The following is a 16,365-nucleotide window of genomic DNA, read 5'->3' on the forward strand; positions in this document are numbered from 1 at the left end:
GTCACCTGTCCACACTTGAGGTCGTAAGCGGTGGTCGTGCCGAGTCGCCGCCGTCCAGAGCCGGCGCTTCGCAGCGCACCAACTGCACCGGAGTGGTGCCGAGCTTGCGGTGGAGCATCAGGGCCCGGCCGCGCTTGCGCCGGGCCGAGCGGTGGCCCCATACGGCGCTCTCCTCCCTGGGCATGCTCATCAGCAGGCCCGGGAAGTTCAGCTCCCGCATCCGGCCCAACACCGGGTCGCCGGTGGCGCGCGCCGCTCCGCCGGCCTGTCGCGTCACATACAGGTGCAGCCCGATGGCGCGGGCCTGCGGCAGGAACTCCACCAGTTGCTTGAGCGGGTTGCCTGCCGAGGTCGCCACCAGGTCGTAGTCGTCGACGAGGAGGTAGATCTCGGGCCCCGACCACCAGGAGCGGTCGCGCAGTTGTTCCGGGGTGACGTCGGAGCCCGGCAGCCGCTCCCGGAATCCGGCGACCAGGCCGGCCACCACCTCCATGGACGTGTCGTGGTTGGTGGTGTAGCCGAGCAGGCTGTCCCCGGAGAACTCGCGGAGCATGGTCATGCGGTAGTCGAAGATGACGAGTTTGGCCTGCGAGGGCTGCCAGGTGTCGACGACCTGGCGACCCACGGCGCGCAGCAGGGAGGTCTTCCCCGTCTCGCTCTCGCCCAGGGCGATCAACCCGTGGTCGTCTCCTGGCCGGAAGACGACCGGCTCCAGCCTGCTGCCCTCCACGCCGACGACCACGCCCTTGTCCTCGCCGTCCTCCGTCCGCCCCGCGCCGGCGGGTACCTCTTCCAGGGCGTACTGGGTCGGCAGCAGCCGTACCTTGGGGGCGGGGGCGCCCTGCCAGGCGTCGGCGACCCGCCGTACGAGATCGGCGATGCCGTCCGCCAGTCCGGCGTCCGAGCGCTCCCCGTCCACCCGGGGCACGGCGGTGAGGAAGTGCAGCTTCTCCTTGGTGACGCCTCGTCCGGGCTTCCCGGCGGGAACGGTGCGCTGTGCCTTGCGGTCCACCTCGGAGTCGAGCGCGTCGCCGAGCTTCAGTTCCACCTTGGTGCCGATCAGGTCGCGCAGCCCCATGCGCATGTCCAGCCAGCGGTTGCCGGAGACGACGAGGTGGACGCCGTAGGTGAGCATCCGCCCGGCCACCCCCATCAGGGCCTCCTCCAGCTCCGGGTAGCTCTGGCGCAGCACCTGCCAGCCGTCCACCACCAGGAACACATCGCCGAACGGGTCCTCGGACGAGTCGTCGAAGGGGCCGTCGTCGCCCGCTCGCCGGTCCGCGCGCAGGGCGCGGTAGTCGGCCATGGAGTCCACGCCGAGCCCTCGGAAGCGCAGCTCACGCTGCTCCAGCACCTCCAGGACCTCGGCCACCGTGCGGTTGACGACCTCGGCGTCCAATCGCCCGGCGACACCGCCGACATGGGGCAGCCCCGACAGCGCGAAGAGCGTGCCGCTGAAGTCGAGGCAGTAGAACTGCACCTCGCGCGGGGTGTGCCGGAGCGCCAGCGAGGTGATGAGCGTGCGCAGGGCGGTCGATTTGCCGCTGCGTGGCCCGCCGACGACGGCGACATGCCCGCCCGCGCCCGACAGATCCAGGGTCAGCGGCTCGCGCCGCTGGTGGAAGGGGCGGTCGACGGAACCGATCAGGGCGTGCAACTGCGGCCTGCCGGGGGCCGCGCCCAGTCCACGGGTCTCCCGCACGGCGAGATCGCCGTACAGTCCGTCGAGGGTGTCGGGCTCGTCCAAGGGCGGCAGCCACACCTGGTGCGCCTGGGGGCCCTGCCCCTCCATCTGCTCGGCCATCACGCTGAGGACCGTGGTGTGCAGCTCCTCGTCCGCACCGAACTCGTCGTCGGCGAGGTCCGGCTGCGGCTCCGGCTCGCGCAGCCCGAGCGGCACGGGTACGTACCCGTTGGGGAACGGCCGCACGTCGTCGGGGCCGCTCAGTGTGGCGCCGCTGCCTTCGTCGGCGGTGCGGTGGGCGCCGGAGACGTAGGCGGCACGGAAGCGCTTGAGGGTGGTGGTGTCCGTCTTGAGGTAGCCGTGGCCCGGCGCGGAAGGCAGATGGTGGGCGTCGGGAACGCCGATGGCGGTGCGGCTCTCCTGCTCGGAGAAGGTGCGCAACCCGATGCGGTACGACAGATGCGCCTCCAGACCGCGCAGCCGCCCCTCGTCCAACCGCTGCGAGGCGAGCAGCAGATGCAGGCCCAGGGAGCGGCCCAGCCGCCCCATCTGCACGAAGAGATCGGCGAAATCCGGCTTCTGGGCCAGCAGTTCGGAGAACTCGTCCACGACGACGAACAGGCTGGGCAGCGGCGGCAGCGCGGCCCCGCGCTGCCGGGCACGCTCGTAGTCCCGTACGGACACCAGGTTCCCGGCGTCCCGGAGCACCTCCTGCCGGCGGTTCATCTCGCCGGCGAGGGCCTCCCGCATCCGGTCCACGAGGCTGAGGTCGTCCTCCAGGTTGGTGATCACGGCGGCCACGTGCGGCAGCTCGGACATTCCCGCGAAGGTGGCGCCGCCCTTGAAGTCGACGAGGACGAAGTTGAGCTGCTCGGAGGAGTGTGTGGCGGCCATCGCCAGCACGAGCGTGCGCAGCAGTTCCGACTTGCCGGAACCGGTGGCGCCGACCAGCAGTCCGTGCGGGCCCATGCCGTTCTGCGCGGACTCCTTGATGTCCAGCTCCAGCGGGCCGCCCTCGGCGGACAGTCCGATGGGCGTCTTGAGCCGGTCCCGCATCGGGCGGGCCCGCCACAGGGTGTCCAGATCGAGGCGTCCCGCGTCGCGGATGCCCAGCAGCCCCGGCAGCGAGGTGTCGGCCGTCGCCAGGTCCTCGCTGCGTACGGTGGCGGCGTCCAGCCGGAACCCGGCCAGCTGCTGGGCCAGCGCCTCGGCCTCGGGGACCGGGAGCGTGTCCGCGGCGCCGAGTTCGTCGCTGCTTTCTCCCGTGAGCACCCGCAGTGCCCCGTCCGAGACGTCGAGACGCACGCCGTGTGCCTCGGTGAGGGCTGCCGCCCGGCCGTCCAGGTCGAGGACGGTGACGCCCTGCATGCCGTTCGGGTCGAGCAGCGCCTCCGAGCCCATGACCAGCCCGCCGTCGAGCACGACGAGAAGGTGCGGCACATCGGGGTCGGCCTCGGCGTCCCGGCTGAAGCGGGTGCGGCGGCTCAGTTCACTGCCGAGCAGGTCCTCCAGGCCGGCGAGGCTGCTGTGCACCATGCGCACCGGGCCGGCGTGGTCGAGCTCGTCCGGGTGGTGCGCGTGCGGGAGCCACTTCACCCACGCCCAGTCCGCGCCGTCGGGTTCGCGCGTACAGACCAGTACCCGCAGGTCCCGGGGGGCGTGGAAGGTGGCAGCGTGCGCGATGACAGCGCGCAGCAGACCGCGGCACTCGGCCGGGTCCCCGGACACCGCGAGGGAGGCGAACCGGCGCAGCGCCACCTGCACCGGCAACTCGGGGACGACGGAGTGCGCGTCGATGAAACGCTTGAGCGCGACGGCACTGAGCGGGTCCAGGTCCTCGACCGGCGCGGACTCCCCCGGCACCAGTGGGGTCGCCAGATATCTGGGGCCCACCCCGACGCGTGCCACCGCGAAGTCGTCGTCGCCGGCGCGCCGCTCCCACAGGCGCCGGCCGTCGGCCACGGCCCACAGCGCGTGCGGCACGGGAGCGGCCCAGACCAGCGCGTCCCGCTGCGCCTGCGCCGTCCGGCGCACCTCGGCGCGGGTGCGCTCCAGATAGCGCAGATATTCGCGGCGCTCGCTCTGCGCCTGTCCCTTGGTACTGCCGCGCTGCCGCAGGAGGGAACCGACGACCATGGCCAGGGACGAGACCAGGAACATGGTGCCGACGACATACCCGATGGGTCCGCGCCCCATCGTCAGCATGTACATCACCGAGCCGAGCCCGCTGAGCGCCGGCAGCGCGGTGAGCCACACATTGCTGTTCGGGTCGGGTTGCGGCAGCCCCGGCGGCGCCTTCAGCACGACCTCGCCCTCGGGGACGGGGGGCTGGGGCGCGCGTGGCGGGCGGCGGAAGGTGACGGTGGTCATTCGCCGACCCCCCGCCTGCCCTCCTGGTAGGCGTCGTGATCCGCGAGGTAGCCGTGCTCCTCCTCCAGGTCGGTGAGTTCGCCTTCGGCGGCGTCGGTGACGGCGTCCCGCTCGCGGGCCCGGTCCCCGTCGGTCGCCTCGTCGTCGGTCCTGGCGCGGTCGTCCTCTTCGAGGGTGGGGACATCGGCGTCGCCCATCCCGTCGTAGCCGGCGTCCCTGGCGGCGCGGGCGATGATCTGCCGCGGGTAGATGTCTCCTCGCAGGTCGTTGTGGTACGTGAGTTCGTCGGCGGGCTCCTGCGGTACCTCGGTCACGTTGCGTACGGCCTCCACACCGACGGCCACCCCGAAGCCGATCGGCTGGGGAGCGAAACCCGCGACGGTGTTCACCCCGACGAGCATCGAGGTTCTCAGATCCGACCTGCGCAGCCCCTCGCCTTCAGCGGCCTCGTAAGCCCTGTCCACGTAGCCGCTGACACGCATGACGGCGTTGTTCACGTCGTGGACGTGGCCCTCGCCCTCTCCGGCGTCGGCGAACGCCCGGTGAGCGGTGTTGTACTGCCACTCCCCGAGGTCTCTGCCGAACTGCGCGGAGACGTTCTCGTCGGTCGTCACCATCAGCTCGAAGATGCCGTCGTGATGCGGCTTGGACAGTTTGAAGCCGTGGTCGTACGTCTCACCGAACACTTCAACGCCCGGAACGGGCCCGGAGGATCCGGACGTGGGGTTGTAGGCGAGCAGATCCATGTATTTGACGGCGGTCTCCCCGATCGCGCCATGCATGGCGCTGGTGTCCGCCGGTCCGTCATTCACCGACCTCAGATGCTCGTGATTGGCGCCCGCGCTCTCCAGTACGTTCCCCGCGGCGGCGAAATAGGGCTCGGCGGCCTCGCTGTTGTGGTCCATGCCCTCGGGCAGTGTGGTGCCCGCCCGGATCAGGTCGGCGACCCCGTCGGATCCCCGCCATTCGCGCACCAGGACGTCATGCGCGAGATCCATGTCCGAGAGCATGTCCGCCGACGCCTCCTCGTTGCGTGAGGCAGCTGTCAGCAGACCGTCCACACCGTCGACCTCCAGCCGCGGATACGGATCGCTGCGCATCTCGGCCACACTGTTCGATCCGTTGTGCTGTGTGATGTCCGCGTTCTTTTCCTCGATCACCCGTTGCACGTCGAGGGCCGAGTTCACCATGTCCCGGCTGAAGGCGTCTCCGGACGCGACCGTCGCATGCGACATGAGGTGCCCGAAATTCCCGTGGTCCTGAGCAGCGTCGCGCAGCCCGCTGTCCGGCCGTGTCCCCATTTCGTCGAGCTTCTGGTCGTAGCCGTAGACGAATTCCTTCACGCCGGGCGGCATGGGGGCTCCGGTGCCCGGATCGCTGCCGCCGACGGCTTCGTTCATGGAGGCGTTGATGCCGTTCGCCACGGCCGCCTGGACGCCGAGCAGCGGGTGCTCGAAGGTGTATTCCTCGCCGACCGGCGGACGCGGGGGGTTCATGGCCCCCAGCGTGGCGAGGGAATCTGCCGTGAGGTGCTGGAGGAATTCCTGGGTGTACTCGTCGAGCTGCGAGGCGTTCGCGTCGAAATCCTCGCGGACGTTCCCGTCCGCGTCGAACATGTCGTCCACGGAAGAACCGAGCCCGCTGCTGTACCTCTCCAGCGCGGTGAAGCTGGGGTTCTCCTTCTGCAGCTCCTCATTCAGCTTGACGCCGTTGTACGTCGCCATTTCCTCGGTGTGCCAAAGCTGCAGCGGCCCCTCGGACGTGTCGTAGCCCGCGTCTTCGAGTTCGTGGGCCAACTCGCCCATGTCCCGGCGGTACTTCTCGATGACGTCCTTGATGTCGCCGTCCGCCTCTTCGGCGGCCTCCACCGCCTGGTCCAGGTAGATCTTGCGGATCGCCGCGACCAGTTCGTACGGCGGGACCCAGCCGCCTTGGCCGCGGGCAGCCTCGTACTCGACGTTGTCGTAGACCACTTTCGGCGCGATGGACGGGTCGGGGCCGAGCGGGTGCCCGGCGGGGAGCGTGCCGCCCGACGCGGTGTTCTGCAGCGCCCTCGCGCAGTTGTCGTAGTCGTTCTTCGCGTCGTCGCTCAGGTCCTCGATGCGCTGGTCGAGGCCCTTGCCGTAGTCACCGCCGCCGTCGATGACCTGCTCGTTCTCGTCCTCGGCGGCCAGCGCGAAGCCCATCCCCTTGAGGATGTTGCCGACCACCGCGTCCATCTGCGCGCCGTTGTTCCCGAGGTCGTTCGCGGTGAGGGTGTCACGCTGCTCCTTCTCCAGCAGCTCCGCACCGTTCAGCGAACCCGAATCGGCGCTCTGCTCGGACGCCAGTCGCGCCAGCTCACCGGCCGATCCGGCCTCGCCCGCCGCGACGGCGTACTGCACCGCGGTCTCCGCCATGTCCTCGGTGCTGACCTCGTCCGAGAAGTCCTGCCGGCGCTGCCACGGGTCCTTGTCGGTCATCTCCTTGACGTCCGACTTGCCGAACTCGACGCCTGCCCCCACCGCGTGGCCCCTTTTCTCCTCGCCGGCCTTCCTCCTCGCCGGCTTGTGTCCTCATCGGCTCACATGCCTTCGGCGACACCGCGTGAGACGGCGCTCTGCCCGGCGGCGCCGGTCGTGTCGGCGGCCCGTATCGCACTGTCGGCCGCGGTGTCGGTCGCCTCCCCCAGGTCGGCGACCTGGTGGTCGGCGGCGCTCATCGTGTCTCTGTCCTCGGCGGCCCGCCCCGCGCTGCCCGCCTGCCGGTCGCTGTTTGCGTTCAGCGCGTTCACGTACGCGTCGGCGCCGCCGAAGCGGGCCGGTGACGCCTCCACACCCCGGAGGTACCGGCGGGCCTCCTCGGCCGCGTCGGCGGATCTGTTGCTGATCCTGCCGCCCTCGCGCCATCCGTCGGGCGTGTACTCAAGTCCCTCGTCCGCTGCCATACCGTGCTACTCCGATGTCGTCGGTACTGCGGGATGCCGGTGGTGCCGGGCGCTCAGCGCCCCCTTACTCACCCAGCACGCCCCGGCCGGCCCTACGCGTGCTGCGCCAGGTCCGGTCCGCCTCCTTGCCGGAGCTGTCGGCGGCGGAGCGCGACCCGGTTCCGGAATCGCGCCGCTCGCGCCGGTCCCCGCCCTTGCCTGTACGCGCCGCCCCCTGGGCGCCGCCCGCGGCAGGGGCGGGACCGGCGAGGCGGTGGCGGGCCGAGGCGTCGGCCGCGCGGGCGCGCCAGGTGTCGGGAGGCTCCCCGAACAGCCGGGGCCGGGTCCTGGACGCGGCGGCCGCCCCCCGCGCGGTCGCCGCTGCCTGGGACCCCGCTCCGGGCGGGGGCAGATACGGCCGTCCGCCCTGGGCCGCCTCCCGGGCGGCGAAGCGGTTGGCGACCTCCGCCTTGTGGGCGAGGTTGCCCGCCGCCTGCCGGGCCAGTTGGGGCTGCGCCGGTCCGGTATGGGCGAGGCTGGGCGGCAGGACGCCGCCGTACAGCCCCGCGAAGCCGCTGCCCGCCGGGGCCGGGCCTCCCCCGACCGCCACCAGACCGACCCCGCCGGCTCCCACCAGACCGCCGGGTCCGCCGCCGAGCCCCGCCAGCCGGGTGGCGTAGTCGGTGACCTCTCCGAACGGCCGCCCCGTCAGCGGGTCGATCCAGCGCCCGGAGACGGGGTCGAACTCCCGCCCGGTCGCCGGGTCGACCAGGAAGCCGGTGTTGGGGCTGCGGACCCAGCCCGCGAAGTCACCGCCGTCGACGCCGACGACCGAGGAGTAGGGGTAGGCGTCGGTACCGATGGCCGCCCCGTTGGCGGCGAGGTGGGTGGGAGCGTCGGTGCCGCCGCCCGCGGTGGCTGCGGAACCGCCACCCGCGCCCACCGGGCCCGCACCGCCCCCCGGCACCCCGCCACCCGCCGCGGCGCCCACCTCCGGCGCCGGGGGCGCGTTGCCGCCGATGACCTCGCCGAAGACGGCGACGAGCGTGTCCCGTTCGCTCTCGGCTTCCCTGCGCAGTTCCTCGATCCGGGAGCCGTGCATGGCCAGGGCCTTGTCGGCCTGGAGCGTGACCGCCCCGTTCCCTCCCGAAGTGGCGTCCTGTTCCTTGCCCGCACGGGCCTCCACTTCGTTCTGGTACTCCAGCAGGAGGCTCTGGGCCCGTTCGGCGGCCATGGACGACGCCTCTCCCGCGTTCTGGAGCTGGCGGCTCACGGACATGGCCAGTGCGGCCGCGCCGTCTCCCCAGCCGCCGACGCGGCCCAGCCGGTCGGCCAGCTCGACCAGTCCGATACCGGGCTCGGCGGCGGTCTCGGCGGCGATGCCGTTGAGGCTGTCGCTGCTCCCGGTCGCGGCACCGGCCAGCGCCATCCACGCACCCGCCGCGGCCTTCATGGCGTAGTCGTTGGCACTGAGGATCACATCGATCGTCTTGTGGAAGTCGTCGGCCACGGCGGCTCACTCCAGCTCGTACTGATTACCGCCGTGCGCACGCGCGGCGGCAGCGGCCATGCTGTTCTGCAGGGCGGCCTCTTCGTCGGTCATGTCCGCGATATCCGCCACCGTGCCCGCGTTGCCGACGATGTTCTCCACCGAGATCCCGGCCCGCTCCAGCTCGTCGAGCAGGCCGCGGGCCGCGCCGCGCAGCGCTTCCTCGGCTTCCGCACCGTTCGGTACCTTGCCGAAGATCCCGGCGGGCGAGGCGATACCGACAAAGGTCGCCTTCAGCAATCCGAGCCCTTCCAGCTCCGAGAGGCGAGCCTGCGTGTTGCGCGAGGCGTCGGCGTTGTAGTCCTCGGTGTCACCCGTCCCCTCCATGGTCTTGATCCCCCTCCCCCGTCTTCCTTTCCGTGCTCGCCGCCGGCGGCGAGCACGGTCACATGCTGGCGGCCCGGCGCATCGCTGCCCCGCCCTCGGCGGCGATGTCGCGGGTGTTGCCCACCGCCACGTTCTGCAGGCCCAGGTCCTCGACGTAACGCTCGACGTTCTGCTTGTACTGCTCGTTGCGGTCGCTCAGGACCATCGCGAGCCCCTGGTCGATCTGGCCCTCCGGGAAGAGCGCCGCGATCCTGGTCATCACATCGCCCCAGATGGCGTTGCACTCCTCGACCTGCTGCCGGCCGATGCTCTGCACGTCGCCGAGCCCCAGGTCGCTGAACTGGTAGTGGCCGTCCGTCCCCATGTGCCCTCTCTCCCCTCTCGTCGTCGTGCCGCCCGAGCCCTGGTCGCCGTCGGCTTCCCGCCGGGTCGGCCGCTTGGCCCGTCAGGCCCGCATACCGCTCTGCACGCCCGAGGCCACACCGCCGCCCGCCGCCTGCTGCATCGCCTGATTGGCCCGGTCGTCCGTCTCGTGCCCGTGCTCGCCGGTCAGGTTGAGGTCGCTCTTGAGCCCCTCCAGCGCGTCGCTCAACGCCGTGCCGGCGCCGGCGAGGTTGCTGTAGCTGTCCATCGCGGTGGCGGTTCCGCTGCCCTTGTACGCCATGGCGATCTGCTCCCCCTGGCTGCCGACCGTCTTGGCCGACGTACTCATCCGCTCGAAGGCGTCGTCGACGATGCCCTCGATCCCCTTGACCGCCTCTGTGCTGATGTTGACGTCGTAGTCACCGGACATGCCGCTCCCCGTGCTCACCGGAACCCGTCTGCAAGGACGTTCCCGACGCTATGGGCCGGCGGTAGCAGCTGCGTAGCACTCGCGTAGCGCCGCCGCGCCTCGCCGGGCGCTCCGGTGCCCTGGTCGACATGGCGCGGCAGGAGCCGGACTGTTCGCCGCTCTCGTCCCCGTCGTCGCCCGGGCGCCCTGGTCCTGCGACGACGGGCAGCGCGGACCGGGTGGGAGTAGAATGCCGCATATGTCCGCTATGACCGGTCGGACGAAAAACGTCTTCGTGCTGGGCCTCGACGAGCGCAACCGCGCGCTGCTGCACGACGTCGCGCTCCGGGACGGGTGTCGTTTCCACGCGCTGCTCGGCCGGGAGGAGCTGATGCACGGCGCGCCGGTGCCGCTGCGCGGCCTGCTGGAGAAGGCGGAGAGCAGGCTGGACGCCTTCGACGGGCCCATCGACGCGATCGTGGGCTACTGGGACTTCCCGGTGAGCTCGATGGTGCCGATCCTGTGCCGGCGCCACGGCCTGCCGTCCGCCCCGCTGGAGGCGGTCGTCAAGTGCGAGGACAAGTTCTGGAGCCGGCTGGAGCAGCAGAAGGTCTGCAACGCGCACCCGCCCTTCGCCCTGGTGGACCTCGACAACCCGGAGCCGCCGCCGGGGGTGGGCTTCCCGATGTGGCTCAAGCCGGTGAAGTCCTACTCCTCCGAGCTGGCGTTCAAGGCGGAGAACGTTCAGCAGTTCACCGAAGCGGCCGGACGGATCCGGGAGGGCGTCAGCAGGGTCGGAAGCGCGTTCGACTGCGTGCTCTCGATGGTGGACCCCCCGCCGGAGGTGGCCGAGGCGGGCGGCCAGGCATGCCTGGCCGAGGAGGAGATCTGCGGCCACGAGATCACGGTGGAGGGCTACTGCCGGGACGGCAAGGTCCAGGTGTACGGGGTGATCGACTCCCTGCTGTATCCCGGCACGTCGAGCTTCCTGCGGTACCAGTACCCGTCCTCGGCGCCGGCCGAGGTCATCGAGCGGATGATCGACGTCACCGACCGGGTCGTGCGGCAGATCGGTCTGGACAATTCGACGTTCAACATCGAGTACTTCTGGGACCGGGAGCGCGACCGCGTCAACATCGTCGAGGTCAACCCGAGACTGTCCCAGTCGCACGCACCCCTGTTCGAATACGTCGACGGCCTGCCCAACTACCAGTGCATGCTCAGCCTCGCGCTCGGCGAGGAGCCCCGGCTGCCGTTCCGCGAGGGCCCGTACAGCGTCGCCGCGAAGTGGTTCCTGCGGCGGTTCTCCGACGCGTACGTGCGGCGGTGCCCGAGCCGGGACGAGATCTTGCGGGTGCGGCGCGAGATGCCCGGCACCATCGTCGACATCGTCGCGAAGGCGGGCGGGCGGCTGTCCGAGCTGCCCTCGCAGGACAGCTACAGCTACGAACTGGCCGCGCTCTACCTCGGGGCCGGCGACGAGACCGAGCTCGACGCGAAGTACCGGCGCTGCCTGGAACTGCTGCCGTTCGAATTCGACGAGTAGGAGAGCCGCATGCGGGCTGCGGAAATGAAGGAGGTCAGCTCCTCACCCCACGCCATCAAGGAGGAGGAGCACGTCTGGATCACGGCCCGTGACGGTACACGGCTGGCCGCGCGCGTCTGGCGGCCACTCGCCTCCGACACCGAGCCGGTCCCGGCGATCCTGGAGTTCATCCCCTACCGCAAGCGCGATCTGACCGCCCTGCGGGACTCGATCAACCATCCCTATCTGGCCGGGCACGGTTACGCGTGCGTACGGGCGGACCTGCGGGGCAGCGGGGACTCCGAGGGCCTGCTCACCGACGAGTACCTGGAACAGGAGTTCGAGGACGGTGAGGACGTCCTCGCCTGGATGGCGGAACAGCCCTGGTGCAACGGCCGCACCGGGATGATGGGCATCTCCTGGGGCGGCTTCAACGCTCTCCAGCTCGCCGCGCGCCGCCCCCCGGGACTCGGCGCGGTGGCCGCGCTCAGCTACAGCGACGACCGCTACGCCGACGACGTGCACTACATGGGCGGGTGCCTGCTCAGCGACAATCTCTCCTGGGCCTCCACCATGTTCGCCTACACCTCGTGCCCACCGGATCCCCAGGTGGTCGGCTCCCGGTGGCGGGAGATGTGGTACGAGCGGCTGGACGGGATGAGCCCGTGGCTGGCCGAGTGGCTGAACCACCAGCGGCGCGACGCGTACTGGCAGCACGGTTCCGTCTGCGAGGACTACTCCGACATCGCGTGCCCGGTGCTCGCCGTGAGCGGCTGGGCCGACGGCTACTCCAACGCCGTCTTCCGGCTGATGGAGCGGCTGAAGGTCCCCCGCCGGGGGCTGATCGGCCCGTGGTCGCACAAGTACCCGCACCTGGGCGTGCCCGGCCCGGCCATCGGCTTTCTGCAGGAGCTCGTGCGCTGGTGGGACCACTGGCTCAAGGACGAGGACAACGGCGTGATGGACGAGCCGATGCTGTGCACGTGGATGCAGGAGAGCATGCCGCCGTCCACCTCCTACGACCAGCGCCCCGGGCGCTGGGTGGGAGAACCCGCGTGGCTCTCGCCGCATGTGCAACGGGTCCGATATCCACTGGGCGACCACCGGATCGGACAGCCCGGCGAACAGCTCGACTCACCGCCGCTGAGCGTGGAATCGCCGCTTTCGGTGGGGCAGTTCGCGGGAAAGTGGTGCTCCTACAACGCGCCCCCCGACCTGCCCTACGACCAGCGCGAGGAGGACGGCGGCGCACTGGTCTTCGAGAGCGAGCCGCTGACCGAGCGCTGCGAGATCCTCGGCGGGCCGGTGCTGCACGCGACGTTGGAGGTGGACCGCCCGGTGGCGATGATCGCGGTCCGGCTCTCGGACGTCGCCCTGGACGGACGTGCGACGCGGGTGACGTACGGGCTGCTCAATCTCAACCACCGCAACGGGCACGCCGAGCCGGAAGCTCTCGTACCGGGTGAGCGCTACCGGGTGCGCGTCCAGCTCAACGGCGTGGCCCAGGCGTTCCCGGCCGGCCACCGGATCCGCGCCGCGCTGTCGACCTCGTACTGGCCGCTGGCGTGGCCGCCACCGGAGCCGGTGCGGCTGACCGTGCATCCGTCCGAGAGCGAGCTGGAACTGCCCATCCGCTCGATGACCGACCCCGACGAGCTGCCGACACCGCACTTCGGAGAGCCCGAGGGCGCGCCACCGCTGTCGAGCAAGGTGATCCGGCCGGGTGAGCAGCGCTGGACGGTCTCACGCGATCTGGTCGAGTACGGCTCGGCGCTGGAGGTCGTCAAGGATCTCGGCGTCATGTACATGGAGGACATCGATCTGCGGGTGACCCGCCGTGCCTATGAACGCTACAGCTGGACCGGAGACGACTTCGGATCGGTGCGCGGCGAGATCGAGTGGGTGATGGGCTTCGCCCGCGACGACTGGGATGTGCACACCACCACCCGCACCGTGCTGACCTCCGACGCCGCGCACTTCCATCTGCACGCCACCATGGACGCCTACGAGGACAACCGCCGGGTGCGGTCCCGCAACTGGGAATGGACCATCCCTCGCGACCACGTATGACGACGACGCCGGACGCGGGCCGGTCGCCGCAGAGGTACCGCCGGTGCCCCGCGGCGCGAAGTACCCCGGCCCCCGCGGCGGCCGTCGGGCTCAGCCGCTGACCGCCGGCTCGGGTACCGCCACCGACCGCGCCACCGGCTCCGGCAGCAGGTCGGGGCTCTCCGGCCGGCCCAGCCGCCGCAGGAAGGTCAGGATGCCGGCGTAGCCCTGCGCCCACGAGCAGGGCGCGTCCCTGGTGTGGGCGTTGGCCACGAGGGCCGGCGCGTCGTCCGGGCCGTGGCTGCGCCGGATCAGGTGGCGGGCGGCCTCATGGGCGGCGTCCAGCCAGCGCGCGTCCCCCGAGTCCACCGCCAGGTCCAGCAGGACCGAGCCCGCTCCGGCGGTGCCGCAGCACTGGCCGAGCGTGCTGAGCCGGGTCAGCCACGGCAGACAGCCGCCGGTGGCGGTCTCGGCGGCCCGTCGGAAGGCGGGCTCGTCGAAGACCAGCCAGGCGTGGCGCAGCACCCGCGCGAGACCGCCGATCCCCCGGCACCAGGAGACCGTCATCTGGGAGGCGGAGGGCGCCTCGGCGGCAGCCACCAGGTCCGGGACCAGGGCGGCCAGCCGCTGGGCCCGCTGCCTACCGGTCCGCAGCAGCCCCTGGTCACCGGTGCGGTCGGCGAGCAGCAGCAGGAAGTCGGTGACGCCCAGATACCCGTGGGCGTAGCCGAAGGCGGTCTCCCGTCCCAGTTCGCCGACCACATGGGCGGGCAGGTCGGCCAGGTCCGCTCGCTCCAGCAGCGGCTCGGCGAGGACCGCCGCCGCCCCCAGCGCCTCCAGGTCACCGAGGTCGGCCAGCAGAAGCCTGCCCAGGCCGACGCCTGCGTGACCGGAGACGACATCGAAGTCGACGGCCTTCAGGACCTCCGGAGCCTCCGAAGCGTCCGGACCCTCCGAAGCCCCCGGAGAGGGAGGCGCCTTGCTGCGGGCCACGGCGGGCAGGACGGGGCCGGTCGGTACCTCCACTCCCGCGCGGCGGGCGGCGGCGAGGAACACCTCGGTGCCGGTGCGCCCGGAGAACAGGCCCTCGGCGGTGGGGACGGTGGCCAGGCTGTGGTGGGCGTGCCCGGCCAGGCGCCGCAGCAGCTCCGGCACGCCCGGCCGGTGGCGGTGGTGCAGCAGTTCCAGCCCGATGCCCGCGCTGCCGGTGTACAAACTGGCGTCGACGGCGGGGAAGTCCGCGGCCTCACCACCGAGGTGGTACTCCCCCGCTTCCGCCACCAGCAGCTCCAGCACCCGGTCCGCCAGGTCGGCCACCCGGTCCGGGGTGGCGGCCGGTGGTGGCGCAACACGGTGCTCGGTGCCGGTACGCGTACGCCACCTCCCGGAGACGAGGTCGTCGAGCCCCCGGGCGGAGCGTTCCGGCTCACGTGCGAGAAGGTCGCCGACCACCGCGAGGAGGCCGGGCCGGCGCCCGCCGTGCACGGCGTCGAGGCACTGCAGCGTACGGGTGCGGGCGAGGGCTGACGACGCCTCTCCGGTGACGGGGGGCAGCCCGGTGGCGGCGAAGGCGAGGACCATGCCGAGCGCGTAGTGGTCGTCGACCACCGAGGGCTCCTGGCTGCGGTCGAGTTGTTCCCTGGGGGCGTAGCCCGGTGTACCACCCGGCAGGTGGATGCCGTCGAGCGCCGAGATGCCGAAGTCGATGAGGTGGGCGCGCCCGGTGGCGTCCAGGACGATGTTGCGGGGCGTCACGTCCCGCATGACCACGCCTTTGGCGTGCAGCGCGCGGAGCGTGGTGGCGAGTTCGCGTGCGAGGCGGGCGAAGGTCTCGTCGTCACCCGGAGTGGCCGCCGCACCGGCCGGCAGCAGCGCGCCGTCGCGCCCTATCCGCTCCAGCAGGTTGCGGTCGCCGACGTCGCTGGTGACCAGGTATTCGTCGGCGGCGTGGGCGAAGTGGTCGAGGAAGCGGGGGATGCCCGGCGTTCCGGCACACGCCGTCAGGATGCGGCGTTCGTTGCGCAACCGGACCCGCACGTCGTTGCCGTCGCGGTCCTCGCTGACGTGAGCACGGGCGATCTTGACGATGACGGTGCCCGCCGGCGCCGGGCCGTCGGTGGCGTGTGCGGTGTCCACGGCGCGGTAGACATTGCCGCGGGCCGACTCGTACACGCCCTCGACGGCGCGGTAGCGGCCACCCAGCAACACCTCGGTGCCGGGCCGCGACGCGGTGGCCTCCCCGGCGGCGTCCCCGGCGGTGGCCTCCCCTGCGGTGGGGGGCTCGCCCTCCCGGAACGGGTCGCTCACCCAGGAGGGTTGGCGGTAGCCGAGGGAGGCGGCGGCCTCGAACTCCTCGCCGTCCGGCCCGTCGATGACCACCACGAGGGTGCCGTAAGGGCCGCTGCGCCACTGGGCGCGGAAGGGGCCGTAGCGGTAGTACACAGGGGCGTCGTCGGCCACCCGACGGTCGCTGAGCACCCGGGGACCGGGGTGCCCGCGCAGCAACTCGGCGAGCTCCAGGCCGAGTTCGCGGACTCGCTCGAAGGGCGGATAGACGGTGACGGCCTTCCCCACGGCGCCCGGACCGGCTTCGGCGCCGTTGAGCCGACGCAGCACACGGTCGGAGCGGGCCACCTTGAACGAGCAGCCCTCGGCGAGCAGACGCGGGAAAAGTGCCTCGGCCAGCCGTGGCAGCCCGTCGACCCGGGAAGAGATGTGCAGCTTCCAGCCGTGGTCGGGAAGTTCGGGCGCGGGCTCGCACCTCACCCGCGTCCAGGTGGCCCCGGTGACCAGCGAGTGCGACGTCCGGTGCTCCTCGATCAGCCGGCGGAGTGCGTCCTCCGCGTTCCAGTCGGCCACGCTGCTGCTCCTCGCTGCTCATGGGTCGTCGCGCACCGGCGGCCCGAGGGGAAGCCCGCCCGCGCACGCCGTGGCGTCCGGGGGCGGGGGCCTCCTCGGGCCGTCGTGAGGTGCGCCGACCGCCGCGCGCGGTGGTCGGCGCACCGGTGGTGACGCGCCGGGTCAGCCGGTGTTGCCGGTACCCATGCAGGTGTAGTCGCAGTAGGTGATCGGGCAGCGGTCGGTGGCTGAGGAGCCGAGGTCGTTCTCGTGGAACGCCACCTCGGGCTCCTGGTTCAGCACCCCGGCGTCCCGGGGAGCGAACTGGGACAGGAATTCCATGGTG

Annotated in this window: 11 protein-coding genes; 2 read left to right on the forward strand and 9 right to left on the reverse strand. The window is 71.7% G+C overall.

The window, feature by feature from the left end; genetic code table 11:
• Position 1 precedes the first annotated feature (1 nt).
• The 7 genes from eccCa to JW613_RS03240 form a co-directional block, all read right to left on the reverse strand.
• A complete protein-coding gene (gene eccCa, locus JW613_RS03210; protein ID WP_209209122.1) occupies positions 2 to 4,054 on the reverse strand; it encodes a type VII secretion protein EccCa in 4,053 nt (1,350 codons plus the stop codon).
• Positions 4,051 to 6,558 (reverse strand): hypothetical protein, encoded by a 2,508-nt coding sequence (locus JW613_RS03215; protein WP_209209123.1) that lies wholly within the window; start codon positions 6,556 to 6,558, stop codon positions 4,051 to 4,053. The genes eccCa and JW613_RS03215 overlap by 4 nt, the downstream gene beginning before the upstream one ends.
• A 59-nt stretch (positions 6,559 to 6,617) precedes the next feature.
• Positions 6,618 to 6,980 (reverse strand): hypothetical protein, encoded by a 363-nt coding sequence (locus JW613_RS03220; RefSeq protein ID WP_209209124.1) that lies wholly within the window; start codon positions 6,978 to 6,980, stop codon positions 6,618 to 6,620.
• A gap of 64 nt (positions 6,981 to 7,044) precedes the next feature.
• On the reverse strand, positions 7,045 to 8,469 hold the full coding sequence (locus tag JW613_RS03225) for a hypothetical protein (protein ID WP_209209125.1): 1,425 nt from the start codon (positions 8,467 to 8,469) through the stop codon (positions 7,045 to 7,047).
• A gap of 6 nt (positions 8,470 to 8,475) precedes the next feature.
• Complete coding sequence (locus tag JW613_RS03230; protein ID WP_209209126.1) at positions 8,476 to 8,835, reverse strand: hypothetical protein; 360 nt, start codon at positions 8,833 to 8,835, stop codon at positions 8,476 to 8,478.
• A 58-nt stretch (positions 8,836 to 8,893) separates the two neighbouring features.
• A complete protein-coding gene (locus JW613_RS03235) occupies positions 8,894 to 9,199 on the reverse strand; it encodes a hypothetical protein (RefSeq protein ID WP_209209127.1) in 306 nt (101 codons plus the stop codon).
• An 81-nt stretch (positions 9,200 to 9,280) separates the two neighbouring features.
• On the reverse strand, positions 9,281 to 9,628 hold the full coding sequence (locus JW613_RS03240; protein WP_209209128.1) for an aliphatic sulfonate ABC transporter substrate-binding protein: 348 nt from the start codon (positions 9,626 to 9,628) through the stop codon (positions 9,281 to 9,283).
• 238 nt (positions 9,629 to 9,866) lie between these two features.
• Here JW613_RS03240 and JW613_RS03245 point away from each other — a divergent pair, with 238 nt between their 5' ends.
• Both JW613_RS03245 and JW613_RS03250 read left to right on the forward strand, forming a co-directional pair.
• A complete protein-coding gene (locus tag JW613_RS03245; protein ID WP_245224811.1) occupies positions 9,867 to 11,153 on the forward strand; it encodes an ATP-grasp domain-containing protein in 1,287 nt (428 codons plus the stop codon).
• A 24-nt stretch (positions 11,154 to 11,177) separates the two neighbouring features.
• Entirely contained in the window at positions 11,178 to 13,202 is a 2,025-nt protein-coding gene (locus JW613_RS03250) for a CocE/NonD family hydrolase (RefSeq protein WP_209209239.1), read from the forward strand.
• A 90-nt stretch (positions 13,203 to 13,292) separates the two neighbouring features.
• On the opposite strand, the gene JW613_RS03255 is transcribed toward JW613_RS03250, so the two are convergent.
• Entirely contained in the window at positions 13,293 to 16,040 is a 2,748-nt protein-coding gene (locus JW613_RS03255) for a class III lanthionine synthetase LanKC N-terminal domain-containing protein (RefSeq protein WP_209209129.1), read from the reverse strand.
• 162 nt (positions 16,041 to 16,202) lie between these two features.
• Positions 16,203 to 16,361: a hypothetical protein gene (locus JW613_RS03260; protein WP_209209130.1), complete on the reverse strand. Its 159-nt coding sequence runs from the start codon at positions 16,359 to 16,361 to the stop codon at positions 16,203 to 16,205.
• Positions 16,362 to 16,365: the final 4 nt, after the last annotated feature.

Origin of the sequence: Streptomyces smyrnaeus (genome assembly GCF_017676345.1) — a bacterium.
Taxonomy (GTDB): Bacteria; Actinomycetota; Actinomycetes; order Streptomycetales; family Streptomycetaceae; genus Streptomyces; species Streptomyces smyrnaeus.